At 64.3% G+C, this 18926-nt stretch carries 20 protein-coding genes; 7 read left to right on the top strand and 13 right to left on the bottom strand.

Features of this window, described 5'->3' with window-relative positions; genetic code table 11:
- Window positions 1-10 precede the first annotated feature (10 nt).
- Window positions 11-586: a class I SAM-dependent methyltransferase gene (locus U3A55_RS05930; protein ID WP_330990553.1), complete on the top strand. Its 576-nt coding sequence runs from the start codon at window positions 11-13 to the stop codon at window positions 584-586.
- Here U3A55_RS05930 and U3A55_RS05935 read toward each other — a convergent pair.
- The 6 genes from U3A55_RS05935 to pyrE all read right to left on the bottom strand — a co-directional run bounded on the left by U3A55_RS05935 (window position 580) and on the right by pyrE (window position 4412).
- On the bottom strand, window positions 580-984 hold the full coding sequence (locus U3A55_RS05935; RefSeq protein WP_330990554.1) for a PIN domain-containing protein: 405 nt from the start codon (window positions 982-984) through the stop codon (window positions 580-582). The two genes, U3A55_RS05930 and U3A55_RS05935, sit on opposite strands and share 7 nt — an antisense overlap.
- On the bottom strand, window positions 984-1205 hold the full coding sequence (locus U3A55_RS05940) for a DUF7557 family protein (RefSeq protein ID WP_330990555.1): 222 nt from the start codon (window positions 1203-1205) through the stop codon (window positions 984-986). Before U3A55_RS05940 ends, U3A55_RS05935 begins: the two co-directional genes overlap by 1 nt.
- Window positions 1206-1259: 54 nt before the next feature.
- Window positions 1260-1505, bottom strand: coding sequence for a glutathione S-transferase N-terminal domain-containing protein (locus U3A55_RS05945; RefSeq protein ID WP_330990556.1), 246 nt, complete (start codon window positions 1503-1505; stop codon window positions 1260-1262).
- A 46-nt stretch (window positions 1506-1551) separates the two neighbouring features.
- Entirely contained in the window at window positions 1552-2988 is a 1437-nt protein-coding gene (locus tag U3A55_RS05950) for an NCS2 family permease (protein WP_330990557.1), read from the bottom strand.
- A gap of 107 nt (window positions 2989-3095) precedes the next feature.
- Window positions 3096-3812 carry a phosphoribosyltransferase family protein gene (locus U3A55_RS05955; RefSeq protein WP_330990558.1) on the bottom strand — a complete coding sequence of 239 codons (717 nt, stop codon included), beginning with the start codon at window positions 3810-3812 and terminating at the stop codon, window positions 3096-3098.
- Between the two features lie 72 nt (window positions 3813-3884).
- Window positions 3885-4412, bottom strand: coding sequence for an orotate phosphoribosyltransferase (pyrE, locus tag U3A55_RS05960; RefSeq protein WP_330990559.1), 528 nt, complete (start codon window positions 4410-4412; stop codon window positions 3885-3887).
- A 92-nt stretch (window positions 4413-4504) separates the two neighbouring features.
- Between pyrE and U3A55_RS05965 the strand changes: the two genes are divergently transcribed.
- Window positions 4505-5131 carry an HAD family hydrolase gene (locus U3A55_RS05965; protein ID WP_330990560.1) on the top strand — a complete coding sequence of 209 codons (627 nt, stop codon included), beginning with the start codon at window positions 4505-4507 and terminating at the stop codon, window positions 5129-5131.
- Between the two features lie 231 nt (window positions 5132-5362).
- Here U3A55_RS05965 and U3A55_RS05970 read toward each other — a convergent pair whose 3' ends face one another.
- Window positions 5363-5908, bottom strand: coding sequence for a CDP-2,3-bis-(O-geranylgeranyl)-sn-glycerol synthase (locus U3A55_RS05970; RefSeq protein ID WP_330990561.1), 546 nt, complete (start codon window positions 5906-5908; stop codon window positions 5363-5365).
- Between the two features lie 83 nt (window positions 5909-5991).
- Between U3A55_RS05970 and U3A55_RS05975 the strand changes: the two genes are divergently transcribed.
- The gene (locus U3A55_RS05975; RefSeq protein WP_330990562.1) at window positions 5992-6828 is read left to right on the top strand and encodes a proline dehydrogenase family protein; all 837 of its coding nucleotides are present in this window, start codon (window positions 5992-5994) and stop codon (window positions 6826-6828) included.
- A gap of 38 nt (window positions 6829-6866) precedes the next feature.
- The gene (locus U3A55_RS05980) at window positions 6867-7448 is read left to right on the top strand and encodes a DUF502 domain-containing protein (RefSeq protein ID WP_330990563.1); all 582 of its coding nucleotides are present in this window, start codon (window positions 6867-6869) and stop codon (window positions 7446-7448) included.
- Here the strand turns inward: U3A55_RS05980 and U3A55_RS05985 are convergent.
- From U3A55_RS05985 to U3A55_RS06010, 6 genes are all read right to left on the bottom strand, one after another.
- The gene (locus U3A55_RS05985; RefSeq protein ID WP_330990564.1) at window positions 7445-8380 is read right to left on the bottom strand and encodes a branched-chain amino acid transaminase; all 936 of its coding nucleotides are present in this window, start codon (window positions 8378-8380) and stop codon (window positions 7445-7447) included. The two genes, U3A55_RS05980 and U3A55_RS05985, sit on opposite strands and share 4 nt — an antisense overlap.
- Before the next feature lie 66 nt (window positions 8381-8446).
- Window positions 8447-9100, bottom strand: a complete 654-nt coding sequence (ribB, locus tag U3A55_RS05990; RefSeq protein WP_330990565.1) for a 3,4-dihydroxy-2-butanone-4-phosphate synthase — start codon at window positions 9098-9100, stop codon at window positions 8447-8449.
- Window positions 9100-9801, bottom strand: coding sequence for a DUF120 domain-containing protein (locus U3A55_RS05995; RefSeq protein ID WP_330990567.1), 702 nt, complete (start codon window positions 9799-9801; stop codon window positions 9100-9102). The genes ribB and U3A55_RS05995 overlap by 1 nt, the downstream gene beginning before the upstream one ends.
- Window positions 9802-9863: 62 nt before the next feature.
- Window positions 9864-10805 carry a 4-demethylwyosine synthase TYW1 gene (twy1, locus tag U3A55_RS06000; RefSeq protein WP_330990568.1) on the bottom strand — a complete coding sequence of 314 codons (942 nt, stop codon included), beginning with the start codon at window positions 10803-10805 and terminating at the stop codon, window positions 9864-9866.
- Window positions 10806-10879: 74 nt separating this feature from the next.
- Entirely contained in the window at window positions 10880-13135 is a 2256-nt protein-coding gene (locus U3A55_RS06005; RefSeq protein WP_330990569.1) for a CPBP family intramembrane glutamic endopeptidase, read from the bottom strand.
- Window positions 13132-13779: an ABC transporter ATP-binding protein gene (locus U3A55_RS06010; protein WP_330990570.1), complete on the bottom strand. Its 648-nt coding sequence runs from the start codon at window positions 13777-13779 to the stop codon at window positions 13132-13134. The genes U3A55_RS06005 and U3A55_RS06010 overlap by 4 nt, the downstream gene beginning before the upstream one ends.
- A gap of 718 nt (window positions 13780-14497) precedes the next feature.
- On the opposite strand from U3A55_RS06010, the gene U3A55_RS06015 reads away from it, so the two are divergent.
- The 3 genes from U3A55_RS06015 to prf1 all read left to right on the top strand — a co-directional run bounded on the left by U3A55_RS06015 (window position 14498) and on the right by prf1 (window position 18925).
- A complete protein-coding gene (locus tag U3A55_RS06015; RefSeq protein ID WP_330990571.1) occupies window positions 14498-15406 on the top strand; it encodes an ABC transporter substrate-binding protein in 909 nt (302 codons plus the stop codon).
- Window positions 15407-15496: 90 nt separating this feature from the next.
- Window positions 15497-17248 carry an arginine--tRNA ligase gene (gene argS / locus U3A55_RS06020; RefSeq protein WP_330990572.1) on the top strand — a complete coding sequence of 584 codons (1752 nt, stop codon included), beginning with the start codon at window positions 15497-15499 and terminating at the stop codon, window positions 17246-17248.
- A 420-nt stretch (window positions 17249-17668) separates the two neighbouring features.
- Entirely contained in the window at window positions 17669-18925 is a 1257-nt protein-coding gene (gene prf1 / locus U3A55_RS06025; protein WP_330990573.1) for a peptide chain release factor aRF-1, read from the top strand.
- Window position 18926: the final 1 nt, after the last annotated feature.

Raw genomic sequence — 18926 nt, forward strand, 5'->3', positions numbered from 1 at the left:
CTGGGTGTACGTGACCGACGTTCGCCGTGGCTACGACGAACTCGCCGACGAGTACGCCGACGCGAGAGAACTGAGCGAGCGGGAGCGCCGGATTCTGGACGGGTTTTTCGACGGCGTGCCGGCGAACTCACGAGTGCTGGACGCTGGCTGTGGCCCGGGAACCGTCACCCGGTCCGCCGTCGGCCTCGACTTCTCCCGCAAACAACTCCAGCTCGCCTCGGAACGCCTTTCAGTCGTACAAGGCGACCTCCGACAACTCCCGTTCTCCGAGGAAACGTTCGACGCAGTGGTGGCGTCAAACGCCGTGATTCACGTCCCCGTTCCCGACCACGAAACCGTGTTCGCGGAGTTCGCGCGCGTCCTCGAACCGGGCGGCCGTCTCCTCGTCTCCGAATCCGACATAGCGAGAGAACGCACGAACCCGGACTGGCTCGGCGAAGGTCGAGAGATGACGTGGCACATGGCCGGGGCCGACGCGACGCGGACGACGCTCCGCGAGGCCGGATTCGAAATCGAAGACGAGTGGCTCGCCCCGGAAACAGAGGGAGCGCCGGAGCCGCCGTACCTCGCGGCGCGCCGTCAGTAGGGGTCGTACTCGGCAACTGGAAGAACGGACTGCACGTCGTCGCGCCAGAAGTGTTTCTCCGCGGTCGCGAACGTCGCGCCGTGCTCGCGTGCGGACGCCGCGATGAGCGCGTTCGGGTGGTCGGCCGGAACGCCGAGGGAGAGGAGTTCGTCCTGGAGCGTCGCGGCTTCGTCGGCAGTTCGTGCGGTGGCGTCGAGGACGTCCATCGACATCGTGACTGCACGTCGAACCGTCTCCGGGGAGCCGTCGATGTAGCCGTGAACGCAACCCAGGTACGCCTCGTAGAGGACTATCGAGGAGACCGCCCACGGCTCGTCGTCGTACTGTTCGAGGAAGTCGCGGGCGGCATCGCGGCCGTCGAGGTAGTCGCTCAGCAGGTTGTTGTCGAGGACGAGCATCAGGGCTCGATGTCCTCGGCCGTGCCCTCACGCATCTGCTCTCGAATTGTCTGCATTCCCTCCCGGGTCGACCCTTCCGAGTCCGCGAGCGCGCCGAACCCGGCCCAGTGGTCGCCCTCGGTCAGTCGCATGATGGCGTCCTCGTAACTCTCGCCCTCGCGCTTGTATCGATCGAGGCGCTGTTTCGCCTCCTCGGACACCCGAATCGACGTGCCGGACATGTATGCAGGTACGTATGCAACCGCGAAAAGTGTTGCTGCGCCGCGAAACCCCGTTTACGCGTACTGTTTTTCGAGGTACTCGACGATGTCGTCGGATTCGGGCATCCCTTCGACGCCGTTCTCGGGGTCGACGAGAACCGGAACGCCGGTCTGGCCGCTGACTTCCTCGACCTCGGTGCGCTCCGAGTGAGCGCGCGGCACGTCGATTTGCTCGTAATCGAGGTCGAGCTCCGCGAGCTTGTCTTTGACTTTCGCGCAGTACGGGCAGCCGGGGAGGTTGTAGAGCGTGATGTCGCTCATGCTCGAAAGGAGAGCGTGGAGAACAAAGAGCGGTGGGGTAGGGGCGTTACGCGACAGTGCTCTGGAGGATTCCACTAGTTCGGACGAAGAAGTAGAGGACGAAGGCGAGGGCGAGGAGCCACTGGCCGACGCTGACTTCGTCGTACTCGCCGACGGCGGTCTTGACGACCGGGTAGGAGACGATGCCGGCGGCGATGCCGTACGCGATGCTGTACGTGAACGGCATGACGAGGATGGTGAGGCCGGCGGGGATGGCGTACGTGAGGTCGTTCCAGTCGATGCCGGTGACGTTCCCGAGCATGATGACGCCGATGACGACGAGCGCGATGTGGCTCGCGTACTGGGGGATGACGGCGGCGAACGGAACGAACACGAGGCTGACGAGGAAGAGGATGGCGATGACGAGCGCGGTCATTCCAGTTCTTCCGCCTTCCTCGACGCCGGTCGCGGATTCGATGTAGGCGGTGACGGTGGACGTGCCGAGCATCCCGCCGACGGTCGTGCCGACCGCGTCCGCCATGAGGGACTTATCGGCGTCAGGGAGGTCGCCTTCCTCGTCGAGGAACCCGCCGGCCTGGCCGACGCCGACGAGAGTGCCTGCGGTGTCGAAGAAGTCGACGAAGAAGAACGTGAAGACGATGAGCGCGAAGCTCAGGGCTTCGACGTTCTGGAAGCCCTCGATGAACGCGCCGGCGAGCGGCGTGATGTCGTACTGGGCTTCGGGGAGTTCGCTCCACTGGAAGCCGGAGGTGGTGACGAAGTCGGCGGCGAGGTTCCCGCCGCCGAAGCCGGCGAGGGTGAGGGCGACGCCGGCGACGGTGGTGCCGACGATGCCGAAGATGATGCTGCCGGTGACGCCGCGGGCGTAGAGCGCGAGCGTGAAGAACAGGCCGACGATGGCGAGGATGGCGACGGGGTTCTGCGCGAGGTTGCCGAGGGAGACGGCGGTCGCGGAGTCGGTGACGACGACGCCCATCTCCTGGAAGCCGATGAGCGCGAGGAACAGCCCGATACCGGTTCCGACGGCGAACTTCACGGGTTCGGGGAAGAGCTTGATGACGTATTCGCGCGCGCCGATGGCGGTGAGGACGATGAACAGCACGCCCTCGGTGACGACGGCGGCGAGCGCGGTCTGCCAGGGGACGCCGAGCGCGCCGACGACGGTGAACGCGAAGAAGGCGTTCAGGCCGAGGCCGGGCGCGAGTCCGAACGGTCGGTTCGCGTAGAACGCCATCACGAGTATCGCCGCGGCGGACGCGAGGATGGTGACGACCGCGAGCATCTGCACCGTCTCGGCGTACGTGTAGCCCTCGACGACGAACCCGCCGAACTCGTCGCCCTTCTTGGCGAGCGTGGCGGGGTTGACGACGATGATGTAGCTCATCGCGAGGAACGTGGTGATTCCCGCGACGGTCTCTGTCCTGAGGTCCGTGTCGTGTTCGTCGAACCCGAAGTAGTCGGCGAGGGTATCAGCGAGTCCCATGATGCACGTTCGAGCGTACACGGCAGACGTTACTTAAACGTTACCACACAGTTGTGCTAGACGTGCAATAATTGACTTTCACAGTGGGGAAAACAGCATATTCGTGCTTACTTCTCGAACTCGGTGAGGGTGCCGACCGGCGCGTCCGTGCGCTCGCGGGCGCGCTCGACGCCCTCGTCGCCGACCGCGATGAGCGTGAACACGCCCGCCACGTCCGCCTCGGCCGTCCCCGCGATATCGAGGAGGAGTTCCTGCGTCTCCCCCGAGCGGATGAGGTCGTCCACGACCAGCACCGACTCGCCCGCGGAGAGCGCGGACTCCGGGAGGTAGTACGTGAGTTCGATGCCGGAGTCGAGGCGCTGGCGGGCTTCGATGAAGTCGTCGACGGCGGTCTCCTTCGACTTCTTCGCGTACGCACAGCGCGCGTCGAAGTAGGAGGCGAGCGCCGCCGCGAGCGTGATGCCGTCCGTCGCCGCCGTGAGCACCACGTCCGGCTGGCCGAAATCGTAGGACTCCGCCGCGACCGGTGCGACCAAATCGAGGAAGGACTGGTCGAACACGACGCCGGAGTTGTCGACGTACCCTTCGTCGTCCACGGAGACGCGGGCTTCGAGTTCGTCGCGGAGCGTCTCCGTCCCGACGCCCTCGACGACCTCGCGGGCGCGGTCCGCGCTCGGGAGGACGTGCCCGTTCACGTACCGGTTCAGGTCGCCGGCCGGGAGTCCCGTCTCCGCCGCGAGTTCGTCGTACGTCCGCGTTTCCTTCAGGGTTCGGAGAACCGATACCGCCTGCAACTGGAGGGTCGCCTTCTCGGCGCGATTCATACCCCTATTCACGATTCCACAAGTATGAATAACTCGGATTCGTTCAGCGGAGAAAGCCGCACGTCCACGCGCTTACCGGCCCGCGTCCGCCAGCAATTCCTCGGCGGTGACGAGCGACTCCAGTTCGAGGTCGTGTTCCGCCAAGAGGTCGTTTCCGCCCTCTTCCCGGTCGACGACGACCAGCACGCGGTTCACTTCCGCCCCAGCATCCCGGAGGGCTTGGGCGGCGTCGAGCGCCGACTGCCCCGTCGTCGCGATGTCCTCCACCACCACGACTTCCTCACCCTCCGAGAGCCGTCCCTCGATGCGGTTTCCGGTGCCGTACTCCTTCGCCTGCTTGCGCGCGATGACGTACGGATTGTCGGTTTCGACGCTCGTCACCGCCGCCAGCGGAACCCCGCCCAGGGCGACGCCACCCAGTTTCTCGTCGTCGACGAGGTCCGCGAACGCCTCCGCGATGAGGCGCAAGCATCCGGGGTCCGTCTCGAACAGGTACTTATCGACGTAGTACTCGGAAGTCCCGCCGTGGGACAGCTCGAACTCCCCGAACCGGACCGAGTCGGCGTCCCGCAACGCCCGAATAAGGTCGTCGTTCGCCATTACGGAGAGAATCGAGAGGACAGGTGAAAAACGGTTCGCGTTGACGCTGACCGGACGAAACGGCTATGTGGTCGGCGTCGAGTCGAAAGAGGATGCGAGTCGTGCTCGACTACGGCGGTGTCGTGGTGAACCACGTGGACGAACGCGAGTACGCCCACCTGCTCGGGGTGTCACCCGACGAAGACCCGTACCCGGGCTGGCTCGCGTACTACCTGTTCAGAGCAGGGTTCCTGGATACGCACGCGCAGTACATCTCGCTCCTCTCGACGCTGACAGGCGCGAGCGAGGACGCCTGCGAGGAGTACGTAGAGGAGACGTGGCTCAGCCCCGAGTTCCCCGAGTCACACGTCCGAGTTCTCGAACGAACCGCTGACGACCACTCGATAGTGACGCTCAGTAACATGGTGAAGCCGTGGATGGAGACAGTGCTCCGACGACGCCGGGTACTGGAGTTATTCGACGCGCTCTACGTTTCGAGCGAGCTGGAACGCCCGAAACCGCACCCACGTGGCTACGTCCGGAGCATCGAGGACACCAACGAGGACGCCGTGATGGTGAGCGACGAGTTCAACGAGGACCTCTTGATGGCGCAGCACTTCGGGGTGACGACGGTGTGGCTGGAGAACGAGGACGACGAAGAACCGTACGACCGCCCCGACCACACCGTTCAGGCGTTCGAGGACGTTCCCGGCGTGCTGGACGAGATAGCGGCGGAGTAGCCGGAGTACGAGCTACCGCTCGACAGTCGTTCGCGTCGGGGACGCGGTTCGCTCGCGGTCGCAGAGCAATCAGTTCTGAGAGTGCGTTCCGGACACGCTTCGCGCGTCCGGTCTGTTTGGTGGTGAGCAAGACGCTTCGCGCCTTGCGACTTCCGCGAAGCTTCGCTTCGCAGAACAGGTTTTTGCGCCGAGTGGGTCGCCGGAGGCGACCCCGCGAAGGAAAAAGGGGCGTTACCAGGGTTCGTCCTTCAATCCCAGCTGGTAGGCGATGGCGTTGGTGAGGAGGTGGAGGAGGGGGGTGAGGACGAGGATTGCGAGGAGCACGTCGAGCGTGAAGTAGCGGCTGAACCACGCGGGGTCGGCGAGGGCGGTGAGGGCGAGCGCGACGACGACGAAGTCGAGCTGGTCGAGGAGGGGGAAGGACGCGCCGCGTTCGCGGCCGGTGCGGCGCTTGACGAAGGAGGCGAGGATGTCGCCGAGCATCGCGCCGGCGGGGAGCGCAATCATGGCCTCGAAGGGAAACCAGGGGAGCGCGACTCCGATGGCGCTGATGGCGTCAATCTGGAGGACGTTGAGCGCGGCGGCGACGGCGAACCCGGCGAGGACGCCGAAGACGGTGCCGCGGTACGTCTTCCCGTCACCGAGGACGCGTCGTCCGCCGAGGGTGCGGCCGCCGTCGATGGGCGCGCCGCCGCCCGCGAGCACGGCGGCGTTGTTCGGGACGTACGCGGGCAGCATCACCCATATCGCAGTCACGACCGTCGCGTAGAGACTCACACGGCCTCCTCGGCGCGCGCGAGCCATAAACGGCCGGGGTCGAGAGCAGGGAAGTTAAGCCGGCCACCGGCAAATCTTGGGATATGATTCCACCCATCGCGAGCCGGTTCGTCGCGGGTGAGACGCCAGCGGACGCCCTCGACCACGTCGCGGAGCTGAACGACGGCGGCGTGAAGGCCATCGTGAACCTGCTCGGCGAGCACTACCACGACCGCGGGCCGGCGGACGCCGACGCGGACGCCTACGTCGAGCTCGTCGAAGACATCGCGCACAGCGACGTAGAGGCCTGCATCAGCGTCAAGCCCTCCCAGATAGGGCTGGGCGTGGCGGACGACGTGTTCGAGGAGAACATCGCGCGCATCGCCGCGGCCGCCGACGAGCACGGCGTGTTCTGCTGGATAGACATGGAGGACCACGAGACGACGGACGTCACGCTCGACGCCTACGAGCGCCTCGCGACCGAGTACGGGGGCGGCGTCGGCGTCTGCGTGCAGGCGAACCTCAAGCGCACCAGCGACGACCTCGAACGCCTCGCGCCGCTCCCCGGGAAGGTCCGGCTCGTGAAGGGCGCGTACGACGAACCCAGCGAACTCGCGTACAAGAAGAAAGAACGCGTGAACGACGCGTACCGCGAGCACCTCGAATACATGTTCGAGCACTTCGACGGCGGTATCGCGGTCGGCAGCCACGACCCCGCGATGATAGAGTACGCGACCGACCTCCACGAGGAGTACGGGACTGACTTCGAACTCCAGATGCTGATGGGCGTCCGGAACGACGCCCAGTTCGAACTCGCGGAAGAGTACGAGATGTACCAGTACGTGCCGTACGGCTCCAAGTGGGTCTCCTACTTCTATCGGCGTGCGATGGAGCGCAAGGAGAACCTCCTGTTCGCACTGCGCGCCGTCCTGGGCCGGTAGGAGAAGGCTGATAGTCCAGCGCGCTAGAATCTCTCTCGATGGCAACGTGGAAACGGGACGCCGCGAGCGGCCTCATCGTACTGGTCCCCCTCCTCCTGACGCTGTTCGTGGTGTACTGGATTTACTCGCAGATAGCGAACTTCGGCCTGCTCGGCGCTATTGAACCGCCGGCGCTCCGGGTCGCGCTCGCCGTCGTCGTGTTCGTCGGCCTCGTGTTCGCGGTCGGCTACCTGATGCGGACCGCGGTCGGGAGCGTCGGCGAGGCGTACATCGACGACGCCATCAACCGCCTCCCCGGGTTGCGTGTCGTCTACAACGCCTCGAAGATGGGCGTCGAGACCGTGCTCGCCGGCGGGAGTGGCGAGTTCCAGAAGCCCGTGAAGATCGAGACCTGGGACGGCCTCCGCATGACCGCGTTCAAGACCGGGAAAAGCACCGACGACGGCCGCGAAATCGTCTTCATCCCTACCAGTCCCAACATCACCACCGGGTTCGTCGTCGAAGCGAAGCCCGAGGACATCGAGGACCTCGACGAGTCCACCGAGGACGCCCTGACGCGCGTGCTCTCAGCCGGGTTCGGCGAAGCGCACGAGAAAGACCTCGAAGAGCTAGTGGATTAGACGTAGGTGAACCACTCGTCGTGGTCGTCTGTGCGGCGTTCGACGAGGTCGAAGAAGGCGGTCTGGAGTTCCTCGGTGACGGGGCCGCGGGTGCCCTCGCCGATGGTGACGTTGTCCACCTGACGGATGGGCGTGACTTCCGCCGCGCTCCCGGTGAAGAACAGTTCGTCGGCGGTGTTGAGTTCGCCGCGACTGATGGAGACGTTGTCGTGGACCTCGTAGCCGCGCTCTTCGGCGAGTTCGATGACGGTGTTCCGGGTGATGCCGTCCAGGATGGACTCGCTGAGGCCGGGCGTGAAAATCTCGCCGTCCCGCACCAGGAAGATGTTCTCGCCGGGCCCCTCCGCGACGTTCCCCTCCTTGTTCAGAACGATAGCTTCCGCGTAGCCGTTCCGTCGCGCCTCCTCGCCCGCGAGCATGCTGTTCACGTACAACCCCGTGGTCTTGGCGTTCGTCGGGACCTGACTGGACGCGTGCTTGCGCCACGAGGACACCATCACCTCGATACCGTTTTCGAGCGCTTCCTCGCCGAGGTACGCGCCCCACGGCCACGCGGCGAGCGCCACGTCGGTCGGGCAGTCCTTCGGACTGACGCCGAGACTGTCGTAGCCGTAGTAGGCGAGCGGCCGAATATAGGCGGATTTGAGGTCGTTGCGGTCGAGGAGTTCGAGCGTCGCCTCGGTGAGTTCCTCGCGCGTGAAGTCGATGTCCATGTCGTAGGGTTTCGCGGACGCGAAAAATCGATCGAGGTGTTCGTCCCAGCGGAAAATCGCGGTTCCCTCGTCGGTGTCGTAGGCGCGAACGCCCTCGAAGATGCCCGTGCCGTAGTGGAGGCCGTGCGTGAGCACGTGAATCTGGGCGTCGTCCCAGTCCACGAACTCGCCGTTCATCCAGATGGTGCCGGAGCCTTCCATCTCGTCGAAGCCAGCCATACCTGAGGAATCGAAAGCCCCCGTAATAGAGGTTGTCAGTTCGGAACCCCCGACGAACGGAGGGGCTTACGCGAGTTCGTCGACGAGCGCGGCGCCCTCGACGAACACGAGGTCGTGGCGGTCGGCGTACGCGCGGGCGTCGTCCACGGAGCGCGCGCCGCCGGTCTCCTCGTCCAGCATCTCGCAGACGACGGCGGCGGGTTCGCGGTCGGCGGCAGCGGCGAGCGCGACGCCGAGTTCGGTGTGGCCCGTCCGGTGCGCGAGCGAGGGCGCGGCGCGGAGGACGTGGACGTGGCCGGGCGCGCGGAACTCCGCGGCGAAGTCCGTGTTGTCGGGGTCGGCGGCGGCGTGCCCGAGTTCGGTGATGGTGCGCGCGCGGTCGTCGTCCGTGATGCCGGTGTAGGTGTCGCGGTGGTTCACGGGCAGCGAGAACGACGAGCGCGAGTCGTAGCCGAGGTCGCCGCCGTCCGCGGCGGGGTGGTCGATTTCGTCGACGAGGAACGGGAGGTCGAACGCGTCCGCGACCTCGTGGGAGAGTGCGACGCAGATGAGGCCGCCGGCGTCGGTGCGCATACGGGCGACGGCGGCGGGCGTGACGGACCGCGCCGGGTAGACGAGGTCGACCTCGCCCTCGCGGTCCGCGAAGTCGTGGACGAGAACGGGCCGGCCGTCGCGGAACGCCTCGATGGCGGCGTCGACGGAGGTGTCGAGCGCGGGCATCACTCGTCCTCCACGTGCACGACCACGTCGTCGCCGTCGTCGAGGCCGAGTTCGTCCCGCAGGCGGTCGGGCGCGATGAGTTCGAGCTGGTCCTCGTCGTGGTGGGTGCGGTCGGGAACGATGACGTGCACGGGCCGGTACGTGCCGCTGTCGGCTTCGAGCATGGCCGGGTAGCAGGTGGCGCTCCCGTACGTGCGCTCGTCGTCCTCCCACGAGTCGATGGGGACGCCGTCGAGCGACTCCATCGCGGCGCGTTCGCGCTGGCTGCGCGCGGACAGCGAGACGTTGAGCGTTCCGGGGAACGGCTCGTAGCCGAGTTTCTCGCCGAACTGGCGCTTGTATCCGGGGAGGTTGATGTAGTGTCGGCCTTCGCCCATTCCGCCGGTCACGGTACCGGTGAGGGAGAGGTCGCTCGACTCCTCGAAGATGCGGCGGTAGTCCTCGTACTCGCTCTCGAGGAGGCGTTCGCCGTCCTCGGTGACCTGCACCCACTGGCCGTCGCTGACGAGGTCGCGGTCGACGAGGCCGTCCTCGTCGAGGGACTGGAGGCGGCGGGACGCGGTCTGGCTGGAGGCGTCGAGCCGGTCCGCGAGGTTCGCACAGGACACCTTCACCTCGCCGCGGCGCGCGCCGTCGAGCGCGAGGAGTTTGAGGACGGCGAGCTCGTCCGAGCCCACCGCCGCCCGCGTGGTGTTCGACATGGACTCGAGTAGTCGCCCGCCGGCTATAATGGTTTTGGGATGCCTCTCAATTTTGCTACGGGCTACGGGGAGTGCGTGAGCGACTCCACCCACGTGTCCTCCTCGCGCGCCAGCAGCGCCACCGACGACTGCTCCTGGTCCTTGAGAACCGAGTGCTCGGGGAGGTGCGCCTGAACCTCACGCGCGAAGTCGAGCACGTCCTCGTGGCGCGGCATCGCCGACCGGTCGAGGCGGCCGCGCGAGTGCCCGACGTGCATGTACGCCTTCAGCTCCACGAAATCCGGGTCCGCGCGCTCGTAGAGACCCGCGTACCAGTCCGGGTTCTGCATGTTCTCGCCGTTCACGAGCGTCGTCCGCAGCGTCGTCCGACAGTCCTTCCCCGAGAGCACGTCGAGCGTTTCGACCAGTTTCTCCCACGCGTCCTCCTCCATCGCACCCACCACATCCTCGAACGTCGCGCGCTCCGGCGCGTCCACGGAGACGTACAACTGGGTCGGGTCGCACTCGCGCAGCACGTCCGGCCGCGTGCCGTTCGACACGAGGAACGTCGTCATCCCGCGGTCGTGGAACGCCTCGACGAGTTCGGGCAGGTGCGGGTAGAGCGTGGGTTCGCCGTCCAGACTGATGGCGACGTGCTGGGGGTCCATCGCCTCCTCGAAACGCTCCCGCGGAACCTCGTCGTTCCCGCCGAACCCACTGAGGAGTTTCTTCTGGAGGCGGATGGAGGCGTCCACGACCGCCTCGGGGTCGTCCCACTCCACGCCGTCGAGTTCGTACGTGTGGCCGGCGTGGTCGCGCCAGCAGAACACGCAGCGCTCGTTACACCGGACGACGGGCGTCATCTGGATGCAGCGGTGAGAGCGAATCCCGTAGAACGCGTACTTGTAACACGTGCCCTCGCCGCGCAGCGAGTTCGCCGTCCAGCCGCACGTCTGGGCCGCGGTGTGGTTCTCGCTGTGGTACTCCGGCGAGGACACCTGCTTCGGCCCGTCCGACTCGCTCATTACGGGAAACCCACACGCTCCCGGGTGAAGTAGTCGTTGCTCCCCTGCGCACATCAAGCGAATATCTGAGCCGTCTATCGCAGAACGGGAAGGAACGCAACCGCGTTATACGCGACGTGAGCGAGTATTGGCGCGACAAGCGTCCGTGTCCGCAGATAGAGTGCACCGAGGAGGACAGACTGGGCGAACACGGTCGCCACAGAAACGGTGAGGATGAGAGGCGGTGCGGAGACGTACAGTGGGAGGTGTGGAAGAACGAAGAACGCACTTGCCGCACTGAGAGCGAGCGAGGGAGAAAACACCTCGGAGAACCGCCGTAAGAAAACACCACGGTACAGTACCTCCTCGCCGACTGGAACGAGAAGTACTCCAATAAGCAAAACGGGAAGCGCATCGGTGGTTCTGGCCGGGAGCGTTCGAGACGCCGCAGGAGAGACGCCGGGAACGGCCGAGGTAACCGTTGCTACGAGAAGGAGACAGACAACGGTAACAGCCACAGGAAGCAGCGTACGCGGAGTGCAGCGTGTCAAACCTATCCCGCTTGTAGGCCATGGTTTGTACAGACGCAGATAGATGAAGACAGCAACTGCGTATCCGATAACGGTGAAACTGCCGCTGAGCCAGAACGAGATGTCGGATAGCCATATCAATAGGAGACTCCGGAAACTCGCTGAAACAGCTATTGCAGCCGTGAAAACAGCGAAGCACTCCCAGAATGCAGCTAGTCCGGGAGATAAACTATCTCGAAGTGATGGATAGGTGCGGGTTTCGAGAGGTTCGAGCGGGCCACACTGAAGCGTGGCGTTCGCGTATTGATAGCTTGATAAAGAAACAATTGATGAGAGAAACGCCCCGAAGAGAACGCCCAAGAGGGAGGAATCGGGATAGACGATGAACGAACTGGCCGCTATGAGTGAGAGTGCGAAGACGAACACCGAGTACGAGGCGAGGGCGGTTCGAGCCGGTATCGAAATCGTCGTTCGTGAAGAGAGTGAATCTGTATTCGGGAATCGGATACCGAGCGCCACCGAGAACGCTCCACCGGCTAGTAGGGCCGGGATGAGTATCCCCAGAAGGAGTATCGACTGCGTGAGTGTGTAGCCGGCTAGATGGCTTGCAAGGAGGGCGAGAGGAACGAATACGATGGTGTTCGGAATGAGCGTGGTGAGGAGTTTCCCAGCAAAATACTCGTCTGGTTTCAGGTTTCCGGAGAATAATAGCGCGAGGATGTCAGCGTCAATTCCGAGGGCGTTTAGCGTCGGACTGACGCCCGTACTCAATAGACCAAGCGTTACGCACGCGATCGGAAGAATTTGGATAGAACGAGATCCAGAGAAGACGCTGTACCACGTGAGCAGAAGACCGAGTGCAGGAAACGTGGCATAGAGGAGTGTCGTCGGGGAGCGGATGTACGACCGGAAGGACAGATGAAGTGCGGTGAAAACTCGCCGAAGTTTGGTGGTATCTCGAAAACGGGAGGGGACTGTAAACGTCGTTGGCGGCTCCGTTTCGGACCCCATATCTACGGTAGTCGGTCTCCACGCAATACGGGTTACCAGGGGAGTCGTGGCGGCGACGAGAACAGCGGAGACCACAAGCGCCAGTAGTGGAAGGCCAAGACCGTCGGTTAGAGAGAAGACAGAAGATCCAGCGAGTGCAAAACGACCGAAGGTCGAAAGCGGCGTATCAACCAATTGAGAGACAACGATAGCCCGTTTCAGAATCAGTGCCTCGTACAGTAGAAGGACCCCGAGACCAACTAAGAACTTGATCCGGCGTCCCGAGAGGACGGACGCTAGTAAGGTATTTAGGCCGATTCCAAGAGGGAGACCAAAGAGAACCGCTGTCGTGGTAAGCGACGCGCTTGCCGCAAGCGTGGACATACCGACGAACAGACTATGTCCACCGAGTGAAAGGGCGATAGCGGTCATGAAAGCAGGGATAGTGACGAGGAAAAGCGCACTCGCGAGTTCGGAGAGGACTACGCCATACGTGTGGAGACAAAGCGGGATATGGAGTCGCTCGCGATGAACAGTCGACTCAAAGGTCGCCGTATTCGTTGCTCCACGAAAGACGTATAGCAGAAAGATAAGCATGAAAAACGTAACAGCCGTCGTTCTGGCGGCAGACAATACCTCTGCAGTCGCACCCACGAAGAGCAATCGACCGTAGTGGTACGCGCCGACACCGAGCGGGTTGACAAGGACGAACGATAGACCACAGACAATGATTCCAAGGAGTGCTGCCAGGGGTGGCGAACTCCTAGCTTCGCGTCCACGGACTCTGAGCCGGGAGGAGATGACGGCGCGTATCGAGCGAAGACGGCTCATGGGTTCGTGAGCTCCAGAAAGGCGGATTCGAAGTCGGTTTCTGTCTCGTCGCGGACCTGTGAAGGCGTCCCTTCGAAAACAAGCGTCCCATCGGATATGATACCGATGACGTCCGCTACTTTTTCGACGATGGAGAGGATGTGTGTGGAGAGCAAGACTGTGTTTCCTCGGTCGGAATACTCTTCGACGAAATCCTTGAATACGCGAACCGACTGAGGATCGAGGCCCGCCGTTGGCTCATCAAGAATTAGGACGGAGGGTTCGTGCAGGCACGCTTGCAAAAGGTTCAGTTTCTGTTTCATCCCTGTGGAGTACGTTTCAACCCAATCATCCGCCGCGTCAGCTAAATCAAACTGGTTCAATAGCTCAGAAATCCGTTCATCCGCGTCCTCTGGCCGAAGGCCCCGAAAATCAGCGACGTATCGGAGGTGTTCACGAGCGGACAACTGGGGGGAGACCGCCGGTGTTGCCGGAGCGTATCCGAGGCTGGAGACTGCGTAGTCGGTGTTGCTAACGGGATTCCCGCGAATGTATACGTCTCCGTGCGTGGGTTCGATTAACCCGGTAATCAGTCGAAGTGTGGTAGTCTTCCCGGATCCGTTCGGCCCCAGAAACCCGTAAACAACACCGGAGGGGACTGTCATATTCACAGTATCGACGGCGCAAACATCTCCAAACGACCTCGATAGCTCCTTGGTTTGTAGTTCCTTCATAAAATGAGTGAGGGGTGTGGATCAGGAACTCAGAACCTGATAGGTGAATGCCGCGGTTCCGACCGCAACCCCGGCGACAGCGACCGCGCACAGCGGAGTGAGCGTAGCTATCATCGGTTCAGCTGGCGTAGTGTGCGGCGGCACCAGCCGCACCGCCAGCAGCAAGGGCGGCAGCGGCCAGTATAACGCCACAGAGAGGGGCTAATCCCGTCATTGTTCGATCCGCCACGAAGCAGAGTGATCTCTCCTCATGGCATTGAACCCTTATTCGTCAAGATAAAAAAACTACTGTTCAGGTTTTAAATATACTCCTGAATGACAGACATCCATTAGTTGTGGGATGGATGAGGAGGGCAGCAAGTATAACACACGATGTCGTCAGACTCAGCAATGCACGACCCTTCTTGGCACGCGGTTGCCAATTGAGATCGTGATTGAAGTACATCGGTCAAGAACGGTAACAGCCGTGTGCGCCGCCGTCGCGATCACCGGCTGATACCTCATCACGGAGTACACGTCCGCGGACTCGGCGTCAATCATCGTCCTGCTCGGCATCGGCGTCGTCCTGCCCATCTCATCAACAGCTACCTCGACAGGAACGACGGCGAGTAGGCGAGCGCTTTAGGACGTGTAGTCCGTCTCCTCCGGTATGAGCGACCCGACCGTCGTTTCCCTGCTTCCGTCGGCGACGGAGATACTGTACGCGCTCGACTGCGAACCCGCCGCCGTCTCCCACGAGTGCGACTACCCGCCAGCGGCGCGGGAGAAGCCGGCGGCGAACCGTCTCCTCATCGACCCGGACGTGTCGAGCGACGAGATAAACGACCAGCTGGAGGGCGCGAGCGACGTGTACGAGATTCGGCGGGACGTACTGCGCGAGATCGACCCCGATATCGTGGTGACGCAGGGCGTCTGCGACGTGTGCGCGGTGGACGAAATCCTCGTCGAGGACGCCGTCCGCGACCTCGGTCTGGACTGCGAGATTCTCACCACCGACCCGCACCACCTCGACGACGTGTTCGGCGACATCGAACGCATCGGGGCCGCCGTGGGGCGCGACGAGCGCGCAAGCGACCTCGTCGCCGACCTCCGCGAGCGCGTTCGAGCAGTCGAGGAACGCGTCCCGGACGGCGAGCGCCCGCGGACGCTGGTGTGCGACTGGATGAGTCCACCGATGGTAGCGGGCCACTGGGTGCCCGAACTCGTCGAGAAAGCGGGTGGAACGTACGGCCTCACCGACCCCGGCGCGTACAGCGCGCCCGAGGACTGGGACGACATCGTCGCGTTCGACCCGGAGGTGTTCGTCGCCGCGCCCTGCGGGTTCGGGATGGACCAGACGCTCGACAACCTCGACGAACTCCGGGAGCGAGCGGGCTGGCAGGACCTGTCGGCGGTCGAATCCGGACGAGTGTTCGCAGTGGACGGCCACCATTACGTCAATCGGCCGGGACCGCGGCTCGTGGACACGCTCGAACTGCTCGCGTGGTGTCTGCACCCGGACGCGTTCGAGACGCCCGACAGGGCGGACGCGCGGCGGGTCGCGCGGCAAGTGGCGTAGGCCGGCCGCGGCGAGGCCGCGCCGGCGGGTTCGCGGTCGCGGTCCGCGTAACTCACAACGCCTTTAGGCAGCGCAACCCCACGAATCCGTATGTTCCTCGCGTTTCGCACGGAGGTCGAGGACGCCCTGAGCGGGGCGCTCTCGGCGCTCGACCTCCCGACCGACGACCTCGGACTCGAAGAACCGCCCGAGGACGTGCCCGCCGTACTCGCGTCCAGCGTCGCGTTCCGCCTCGCCAGCGAGGCGGGCGTCGCGCCCGCCAGCGTCGCCGCGGACATCGCCGACGAGCTCGACACGAGCGGGTACGACTACCTCGGGGACGTGACGACACAGGGCCCGTACGTGAACTTCGAGGTCACGGGTCAGTACGACGCGGACACGCTCGCCGCGACCCGCGAGGAGGGGTTCGGCCGCCTCCCCGACACGGGCGACAGCGTGGTCGTGGAGCACACGAGCGCGAACCCCACCGGGCCCGTGCACGTCGGGCGCGCCCGCAACCCCATCATCGGGGACGCGACGGCGCGCGTGCTCGACCACGCCGGCAACGACGTGACCCGCGAGTACTACGTGAACGACGCCGGCCGCCAGATGGCCGTGTTCACGTGGGCGTACGAGACCTTCGACGAGTCCGACCTCCCCGAGCCCGAACGCGAGAAGCCCGACTACGACCTCGTCCGGTACTACCGGAAGGGGAACGCGTTCCTCGACGAGGCGTCCGAGAGCGAGGTCGCAGCCGCCGAAGAGGAAATCGCAGACCTCATTGAAGGCCTCGACAGCGGCGACGAGGAGACGTACGAGCGCGTGAGCGAGGTCGTCGACCAGGTTTTGGAGGGGATGACCGACACGCTCAGCCGGCTCCCCGCGGAGTTCGACGAGTTCGTGAAGGAGACGCGATTCCTCCAGGACGAGTCCACGCACGAGGTCGTCTCCCGGCTGAAGGACGCCGAGTACGCGTACAAGGAGGAGGGCGCGTGGCAGCTCGACCTCGACGACTGGGACATCGAGCAGTCGTTCGTCTTCCTGCGCTCGGACGACACGACGCTCTACACGACCCGGGATTTGGCGCACCACGAGTGGAAGTTCGACGAGTTCGACCGCGCGGTCACCGTGCTCGGCGAGGACCAGGAACTCCACGCGAACAAGCTCCGCGCCGCGCTCGACATCCTCGGAAACGACACCGAACAGCTCGAAGAATTGTTCTACGGCTGGGTGAACCTCCCCGGCGGCGAGTCGATGAGCACGCGCGCCGGTACGGGCGTCGACATGGACGACCTGCTGGACGAAGCGGTCTCCCGCGCCCGCGACGAGGTTGAAAAACGCCTCGACGACCGCATCCGCGAGGACGACCTCACCGAGGACGACATCGAACGCATCAGCCGCCAGGTCGGCATCGGCGCGGTGCGCTACGACATCGTCGCGAAGCAACCGCAGAAGGCAATCACGTTCGACTGGGACGACGCGCTCGACTTCGAGGGGCAGAGCGCGCCCTACGTCCAGTACGCCCACGCCCGGTCCTGCGGGATTCTCGACAGTCAGACCGTCCCGGAGAGCGTGGACGCGAGCCTGCTCACCGAGGACGCCGAAATCCAGCTCGTGCGGTCCGTCGCCCGCCTCCCCGTCGTCGTCGAACGCAGCGCGGACGAACTCGAACCCCACCAGGTGGCGACGTACGTCCGCGACCTCGCCGACGACTTCAACACGTTCTACCGCGAGTGCCCCGTCCTCGCCGACGACGTGGACGACGACGTGCGGGACGCCCGCCTCGCCGTCGTCAACGCCGCCCGCGAAGCCCTCGACACCGGCCTCGGACTCCTGGGTGTGGAAGCGCCCGAGTCGATGTAAGCGGACACGGAGTGTCCGCTGAACGAACGAACGGGGAACGCGAGTGACCCGTGAGTAGGACGGGAAATCGAAGATTTCCCGGAAGTAGCGAACGGGGAACGCGAGGGACCCGCGAGCGGACACGGAGTGTCCGCTGAACGAACGAACGGGGAACACAAGTGACCCGTGAGTAGGACGGGGAATCTCTGATTTCCCGGAAGTAGCGAGCGGGGAGGAACGACCCGTGAGCGGACACGAAGTGTCCGCTGAACGAGCGAGCGGGGAACGCAAGTGACCCGCGAGCAGGGCAACTCGGAGAGTTGCCCGGACGCGGCGTGTCGCCCGACCGAGCGTGCGTGTGTTTCGGACGCTCAGCGGCCGCGCGCGGGCGCGCTGAGAGTGTCAAAGGTTACTTACCGTTTCGCGGGCTAGTTCCGTGTAATGAGTGAACAGCAGGAGGAGCAGTCCGAGGACCGGAAGAAGTACGAGTTCCGGAAGCTCATCGAGGAGCTGAAGGAGCACTCCGGTTCGGGGACGCAGCTCGTCACTATCTACATTCCGCCGGAACGCCAGATTTCGGACGTGGTGGCGCACGTCACGCAGGAGCACTCGGAGGCGTCGAACATCAAGTCGAAGCAGACGCGGACGAACGTGCAGGACGCCCTGACCTCCATCAAGGACCGCCTGCGGTACTACGATACGTTCCCGCCGGAGAACGGGATGGTGTTGTTCTCGGGCGCGGTGGATTCGGGCGGCGGGCAGACGAAGATGGTGACGGAGGTTCTGGAGAACCCGCCGCAGCCGGTGGAGTCGTTCCGCTATCACTGCGACAGCGAGTTCCTGACGGAGCCGCTTGAGCACATGCTGGCGGACAAGGGCCTGTACGGCCTCATCGTGCTCGACCGGCGTGAGGCGAACGTCGGGTGGCTGAAGGGCAAGCGCGTGGAGCCGGTGAAGTCCGCGAGTTCGCTCGTTCCCGGGAAGCAGCGGAAGGGTGGACAGTCAGCGCAGCGGTTCGCGCGTCTCCGGTTGGAGGCTATCGACAACTTCTATCAGGAGGTCGCGGGGATGGCGAACGACCTGTTCGTCGCGAAGCGCCACGAACTCGACGGCATTCTCGTCGGCGGCCCCAGCCCGACGAAGGACGAGTTCCTGGACGGCGACTACCTCCACCACGAACTCCAGGACAAGGTGCTCGGGAAGTTCGACGTCTCGTATACGGACGAGTCCGGACTCTCGGACCTCGTGGACGCGGGTTCGGAGGCGCTCTCCGAGGCGGAGTTGATGCAGGACAAGGACGACATGAACGAGTTCTTCTCGGAACTCCAGGGCGGCGGCCTCGCGACCTACGGGTTCGAGCCGACCCGTCAGAACCTCGTGATGGGGTCGGTGGACCGCCTCCTCTTGAGCGAGGACCTCCGGAAGGACGTTGTCGTCTACGAGTGCGAGAACGACCACGAGGAGTACGAGGTCGTAGAGCGCCGGGCGTCCACGCCGAGCCACGACTGCACGGACTGCGACGCAACAGTTGCAGCCGAGGACGGCGAGCGCGAGGACGTCATCGACTTCCTGATGAACATCGCGGACCAGCGCGGGACGGACACGCACTTCATCAGCACGGACTTCGAGAAGGGCGAACAACTCCTCACGGCGTTCGGCGGAATCGCGGGTCTCCTCCGGTACGACACCGGAATCTAAG

It is taken from the genome of Salarchaeum sp. III (assembly GCF_036418315.1).
Lineage (GTDB): Archaea > Halobacteriota > Halobacteria > Halobacteriales > Halobacteriaceae > Salarchaeum.